This window comes from Nocardia sp. CC201C (genome assembly GCF_030010695.1).
Taxonomy (GTDB): Bacteria; Actinomycetota; Actinomycetes; order Mycobacteriales; family Mycobacteriaceae; genus Nocardia; species Nocardia otitidiscaviarum.
In genome coordinates this window covers 1-6,513 of sequence record NZ_JASCXP010000420.1, presented here as the reverse complement: position 1 = coordinate 6,513, position 6,513 = coordinate 1, and the positions used below count along the sequence as shown (strand labels likewise).

General features: G+C 71.5%; 6 protein-coding genes. 4 read left to right on the top strand and 2 right to left on the bottom strand.

Going from position 1 to position 6,513, the window contains the following annotated elements:
- Nucleotides 1-122: 122 nt before the first annotated feature.
- The 3 genes from QK444_RS30435 (at nucleotide 123) to QK444_RS30425 (ending at nucleotide 3,582) form a co-directional block, all read left to right on the top strand.
- Entirely contained in the window at nucleotides 123-2,513 is a 2,391-nt protein-coding gene (locus QK444_RS30435) for an ATP-binding protein (protein WP_306358802.1), read from the top strand.
- Entirely contained in the window at nucleotides 2,495-3,172 is a 678-nt protein-coding gene (locus tag QK444_RS30430; RefSeq protein WP_143980320.1) for a response regulator, read from the top strand. The genes QK444_RS30435 and QK444_RS30430 overlap by 19 nt, the downstream gene beginning before the upstream one ends.
- 173 nt (nucleotides 3,173-3,345) lie before the next feature.
- Nucleotides 3,346-3,582, top strand: a complete 237-nt coding sequence (locus QK444_RS30425) for a hypothetical protein (RefSeq protein ID WP_282785551.1) — start codon at nucleotides 3,346-3,348, stop codon at nucleotides 3,580-3,582.
- A 90-nt stretch (nucleotides 3,583-3,672) separates the two neighbouring features.
- Here the strand turns inward: QK444_RS30425 and QK444_RS30420 are convergent, their stop codons facing one another.
- A complete protein-coding gene (locus QK444_RS30420) occupies nucleotides 3,673-4,290 on the bottom strand; it encodes a class I SAM-dependent methyltransferase (RefSeq protein WP_282785550.1) in 618 nt (205 codons plus the stop codon).
- Nucleotides 4,291-4,349: 59 nt separating this feature from the next.
- On the bottom strand, nucleotides 4,350-5,738 hold the full coding sequence (locus QK444_RS30415; RefSeq protein ID WP_282785549.1) for an alpha/beta hydrolase: 1,389 nt from the start codon (nucleotides 5,736-5,738) through the stop codon (nucleotides 4,350-4,352).
- A gap of 148 nt (nucleotides 5,739-5,886) precedes the next feature.
- On the opposite strand from QK444_RS30415, the gene QK444_RS30410 reads away from it, so the two are divergent.
- Nucleotides 5,887-6,513: serine hydrolase domain-containing protein (locus tag QK444_RS30410; protein WP_282785548.1), on the top strand; the 627-nt coding region annotated here is incomplete at its 3' end.

Genomic DNA, 6,513 nt, shown 5'->3' with positions numbered 1-6,513 from the left:
GTGCAAACCCGCGAAATGTGCGTTGTGCGCATTGTGCTCGCCACCCGATACGAACCCGCCGGTCTGCCTACACTGGCGCGGTGAGTGTGTTCGGCCGTCGTACCCGACCCTTCGTGGGTGAGGTGCGGCTGCGGACGCAGATCGTATTGCTCCAGGTAGTGGTTGTCACGCTGACCTTGGGTATTGCGTTCGGCATGTTCGCCTACGTCAGCAACGAGCGACTGTCCGGCGAGTACGGGCAGCGTGCGCTGGCGATCGCCCGCACCGTCGCCTCGGAGCCGGCGCTGCGCGATCAGGTGTACCGCTACTCGCTGGCAACCTCACTGCCGGGTGATGAGATGGAGACCGAACTCGCGGCCGGGCCGGTGCAGCGCATCGCCGGGGACGCCCGCGCCCGCACCGGCGCGCTGTTCGTGGTGGTGACCGACGAGGCCGGGATCCGGCTCGCGCATCCGGATTCGACGCGGCTGGGGGAGCGGGTCAGCACCGACCCCTCCGGCGCGCTCGCGGGCCGCGAGGTGGTGATTCAGGAGCACGGCACGCTGGGCGAGTCGGTGCGCGCGAAGGTTCCGGTGCTGCAACCGGGGAGCGCCCACGTCGTCGGGGAGGTGAGCGTCGGCATCTCCACGGCGGCGGTGCACGATCAACTTCTGGGCGACCTGCGCCGGGCCGGACTGCTGGCGGGTGGCGCGCTGCTGGCCGGGGTGCTCGGCTCGATGCTGCTGGCCCGCCGCTGGCACGGACTCACGCTCGGTCTGGAACCGCGCGAGCTGGCCGAACTGGTGCGCGAACAGGATGCGGTGCTGCACGGCATCGGGGAGGGCGTGGTGGCGGCCGATACCGCCTGGCGGGTCACCGTGGTGAATGAGGAAGCGCGGCGACTGCTCGGCATCACCGGCGAAACCGGTTGTGCCGTCGATGAACTCGGCCTCACTCCACGGGTGCTCGAGGTCTTCCGGGCCGCCGACGGGGTACCGGTGCAGGCCATGGTGGGCGATCGCATCGTGGTGGTGACCGCGCGGGTGGTGCGCCGCGACGGGCGCTGCCTCGGCGCGGTGCTGAGCGCGCGCGACCGCACCGATATCGAATCGCTGACCCGCCAACTCGACGCGGTCCGCTCCATGAGCACCGTCCTGCGCGCCCAGCGCCACGAATTCGCCAACCGGCTGCACCTGATCTCGGGGCTGCTGCACACCGATCGGCCCGCGGCGGCGGCGCAGTACATCGACGACCTGCTCGGGTCCGGACCGCTCGGCGCGGCGCTGCCCGGCATGGACGCCGTCCACGACCCCTATCTGCAGGCCTTCCTCGCCGCCAAGGCCGCGCACGCCCGCGAAAGCGGGGTCACCCTGCGCCTGGGCCCCAATACCTGGATAGACGGCAATCTCGCCGTGCCCGTGGACGTCACCACCGTCCTGGGCAACCTGCTCGACAACGCCATCGAGGCGGCGCGCACCGGCGAACCGCCCGCCGTGGTGGAAGTGGAACTGGTCCAAGAGGATTCGACCCTGCACCTCACCGTCGCCGACAGCGGCTCCGGCGTCCCGCCCGCCCTTGCCGACGCCATCTTCACCGAGGGCGTCTCCACCCGCCCCGACTCCGGCCTCCCCGGCGGCCGCGGCATCGGCCTCGCCCTCGCCCGCCAACTGGCCCGCGCCCACGGCGGCGACATCCGCCTCGCCTCCCCCGGCGGCGCTGCCGCGACACCGAGGGCGGAATCCGAACCACTCCCCGACACACCCGCCAGCCACCCCGCCGAACACGGCAAGCCCTCCCGCGGCGATTCCCCACGCCGCGACACTCCGCCCCATGCCGGCACCACCGGCGATGGTGTGGCAGGTGCGCACGTGCCCGGTGCTGCTGCTCCCGTCGGCGCCGATGAGCCGGGAGATCGCGGCACTGCGCTCGGCGCGGGGCTGTCCGGCGGGTTCGAGCGTGGCGACATCGAACCCAGTTCGGGGGCAAGCCCCTTGGCGGAGACCGGAGCGGGGTCCGTGCGCTTCGGGCCACCCGCCGCGGCGGCGGAGGCGCACCATGCGGTGGCTGGCGAAGCGGTGGCTGGTCCGGTCCGGGCCAGTGGCGCGGTGATCGGCGGGGGCGCGGCAGGTGCCGATGAGCCGGGAGATCGCGGCACTGCGCTCGGCGCGGGGCGGTCCGGCGGGTTCGAGCGTGGTGACACCGAATCCGGTTCGGGCGCGAGTCGGTCGACGGAGACCGGAGCGGGGTCCGCGCGCTTCGGGCCGCCCGCCGCGGTGGCGAAGGCGCACCATGCCGTGTCGGGCGATGCCCGGGTCCGCGACGTGGAGCAAGGCGCATCAGCGCGTCGCGGGAGTCGGTGCGTCGATGCCGGAGCGGTTGGTGCCGGGCCGGTTGGTGCCGTGGCCGGTGCCGCCGAGTCGGGTGCCGCTGTATCCGATGTCAGCGCGGCGGGGAGGTTGCGGGGGGCCGAGTTCATCGCCCGGATGCCGGGTGTGCTGGTGAGAGGAGATGTGGCGTGGGCCGAGACGATGTGAATGTGCTCGTCGTGGACGACGACTTCCGGGTGGCGAACCTGCATTCCGGGATCGTCACGGCGCTACCGGGATTCACGGTGGGCGCGACCGCCACCACGCTCGCCGCGGCGCGGGCGGCGATCGCCGCGCACAGCTTCGATCTGGCCCTGGTGGACGTGTACCTGCCGGACGGTTCGGGGATCGACCTGGTGCGCGAGATCCACTTCGACGCCATGGTGCTCACGGCGGCGACCGAGGCCGAGACCGTGCGCGCCGCGCTCAGCGCGGGTGCGCTCGGGTACCTGGTGAAACCGTTCGACCACACCGCCCTGGCCGCCCGCCTGGCCGGTTATGCCCGGTACCGCCGCATCCTCTCCGCCACCGAGGTGACCGCCCGCGAGGTGGACGCCGCCCTCGAGGCGCTGCGTCCGACGCCGCCGACCGCTCCGGCCGCGGCGGCCTCCTCGACCACCCGGGAGCTGGTCCTGGACGCGGTGCGGGTCGCCGCCTCCCCGCTCTCGGCCGCCGAGGTCTCCACCGTCACCGGCGTCTCGCGCGCCACCGCCCAGCGGTATCTGGCCCTGCTCGTCGCCTCCGGTGAGGTCCGCATGCAGTTGCGCTACGGCAGCACCGGCCGCCCGGAACAGGAGTACATCGCCATCCGGGGCGCCACCGCGTAGCACGACGGAGGAGACCGCACTGCCGCGCGCGGACTATCACCACGCCGCGCTGGACCTCGCGATCGTCGCCGCGAGTCGCTCGGGCTCCGGGGCGTGCTCTCCGCCCGCCGCGATCGCCCCGCCGGAGTCGGCGACAACGGGTACCCTGCTCCGAAACTTTTGTATTTCAATAGTTGGGAATCACGCTCATGCGCAACCGCTTCCGCATCGCCGCCCTGACCTTCGCCCTGGCCGCCGCCTCCTTCGCCACCATCGCCCCGGCCACAGCCGTCCCCCTGACCCCCGCCGAGCCGACACTCCCGGTGGCCCCGCACACCGCCGAACCGGTCGGCTTCGCCTGCATCCTCATCTACCCCACCCCGCCCGAATGCGCACTGGCCTCCCTCTCCGCGGGCCTGTCCGCACAGTGACGGGCTCGTCGCCCCGACCATTCCTGCCCTGCCCACCCGCGCGTACCCCCCGGTCCGCGGGCTCAGCGCCGTCATCGGGCGCGGCCGCGCTCAGTTCGACACAGCCACGCCCAGCGACAGCGCGCCGTAGGGCCGGGGCGCTCCCTCCTGATAGAAGCGGTCCACCTCGCGGAGTTCGAATCCGGCCGTGGTCAACAGTTCCGCGATATCGCGGTTGAGATGGCACCCGCCCGCCACTGTCTTCTGGATCGGGTTGAGGCGATGCTGCCAGGTCTGGACGCCGGGATCGGGAGCCAGTCCGTGTTCGACGAAGTGCAGCGTGCCGCCGGGCAGCAGCACCCGCCGCACCTCGGCCAGCGCCGCCAGCACATCCGGGATGGTGCACAGCGTCCACGTGGACAGCGCGGAGTCGAAGGTGTTGTCGGCGAAGGGAAGCCGCTGCCCGTCGAGTCCCGAGCGCTCCACCGGGACGGGTGCGGCCGCCACCCGCCCCGCCGCCATCCGCCAGCCCAGATCCGCGGGTTCGACGGCGCTCACCGACTCCACCGCGCTCGGATAGAGCGGCACATTGCGGCCGGAGCCGAACCCGATCTCGACCACCCGCCCGCGCAGGTCGGCGCAGGCCCGCTCGCGCAGCGGATCCAGCGCCCGCATACCGCAGGTGAGGTCGACGAGGCGGGGGAGGATGCGGTCTTCGTAGATACCCACGTCCTCACTCTCCCAAGGTCGGGGCCCGGCCGCCAGTGCCGAAACCGCCGAACCGCGACTCAGCGCGGCGGCATTCGCTCGGTGAGCCAGTTCGACAGATAGTCGAGTACGGCCGGGTCCATGGTGGCCTCGATGGCCGCGTACTCGTCGGGCGTGCCCTTGTCGGCCGGCTGTAGCAGATGGTTGAGCCCGTCGAAGGTGTGGACGGTGGCATCCGGATTGTCCGCCAGCAGATTTCGCATGGGCCCTTCGTTCTGAGCGGCGGGCACCTGGAGATCCTTGCCGCCGTACACGGCCAGGGTCGGCACCCGCAGCGCCGAGAGTGCCGGGGCGGGATCGTAATTCAGCAGCGCCGCCATATACGGGCTCGCCATCTGGGCCGCCGCCTCCTCCGGTGAGCGCTCGTCCTCCGGGAGGCTGTTGTTGTGTTCGATCACGTACCGGCGGGCCGCTTCCAGGTCGCCGGTGCGGACGATGGCGATCAGCCCCGTCACGAAGCCGACCTGCTCGCTGATCTCCTCCGGTGTCGCCCCCTGGGCGGCCATGATGAGCCGGTTCTGCTCCAGCAGCACCTCCGAGCCCGGCACCGCCGGACCGGCCAGCAGGATCGTGAACGCCACCCTGCTGTCGGGGCGTGCCGCGGCCAGGGGCGCGAGGTAGCCGCCCTCGCTGTGGCCGAGCAGTCCGATGCGGTCGGCGTCGATATCGTCGCGGCCGCGCAGGTAGTTCAGCCCGGCGATGATGTCGTCGGTCAGTTCCTGGTAGGTGGCGTGTTCCAGATTGCCGCCGGTTCCGCCGACGCCGCGGTCGTCGGTGCGCAGCACGGCGTATCCGGCGCGGGTGAGGGTATCGGCGAGCAGCAGGAACGGCTTGTGCCCGAGCAGGGTTTCGTCGCGGTCCTGCGGTCCGCTGCCGGTGATCAGCACGACGGTCGGGAACGGTCCGGTGCCCTCGGGCCGGGAGAGCGTCCCGGCGATGGTGATCTCACCGCTGGGGTAGGACACCTCTTCGGTGGCGTACGGGAACGGCGGTTCCGGTTCCTGCGGGCGCGGCGGCCCCTCGACCCGGCCGCGGGTCAGATTCAGCGGAAACTGTTCTCCGCCTTGGCTGAACTTGCCCTCGATGGTGTCGCTGTCGCGGTTGTAGGTCCCCTCGAACTTCGGGTCGCCTGGGACGTCCGGAATGCTGAAGGTGACCTTGTCCGGATCGGCGCTCACCCCGGTCAGCGGTGCCGCGGCCACGCCCTGCTCCGGAATGTCGACGGTGGCCTCGCCGTCGTTGGCGAAGTTCACCCCGATGGCGAGCTGCCGGCCGGGGAGTTCGATACTGCCGTGCCAGTCACCGCTCACCTGTTCGGGTGTCGGTGTGGCGTCATCCTTTCCGCATCCGGCCGCCACCAGGGCGACCACGGCGGACAGGATCAGCAGGAGTGACCGCAGCGTGCGCATACCTCACCCTACGCATGTCCGGAACGCGGCCGCTTCGGTTACGCGCCGATAACCGGTCGGACACCGTGGATAACCACTCGGACGTCCGACATAACAGGGCGGGTTCCGTCGTTGCCGCCGTCGGTCGGGCGTCCGTACCGTGGACGGTGTGAGCAATGTCGCTTCCCTCCCCGGTGCCGCATCCCTTCCCGCTGGTGTCGGCGGTTATGCCGCCGCCGAATTCATCCCTCTGGTACGTACTTTCGCGAGGATCATGGGCGGCAGACCGGGTGCGGGAGGTGGGCTGGCCGTGCACCGGCACGGCGAGCCCCTGGTCGACATCTGGATCGGCGACGGCGAAACCGGCCGTCCGTGGGGTCCGGAGACCGGCAGCATCGTGTTCTCCGCGACCAAGGGCATCGCGGCCACGGTGATCCATCGCCTCGCCGACCGCGGACTCATCGACTACGCCGCACCGGTCGCCGAGTACTGGCCCGAATTCGGGGCCAACGGCAAGGACCGGATCACGGTGCGGCAGCTGCTGTCCCATCGCGCCGGACTGTCCGGGCTGCCCGCCATCGCGCGCGGGCTCGACGAGGTGCTCGACCACCGGCTCATGGAGGAGCGGCTGGCCGCGGCGAAACCCGACCACCTGCTGGGTGTTCCGACCTATCACGCCCTCACCTTCGGCTGGCTGTGCGGCGGGCTGGCCCGCTCCGTCACCGGTCGCGGCATGGCCGAGCTGTTCCGTACCGAGGTCGCCGAGCCGCTCGGCACCGACGGCATCCATCTGGGC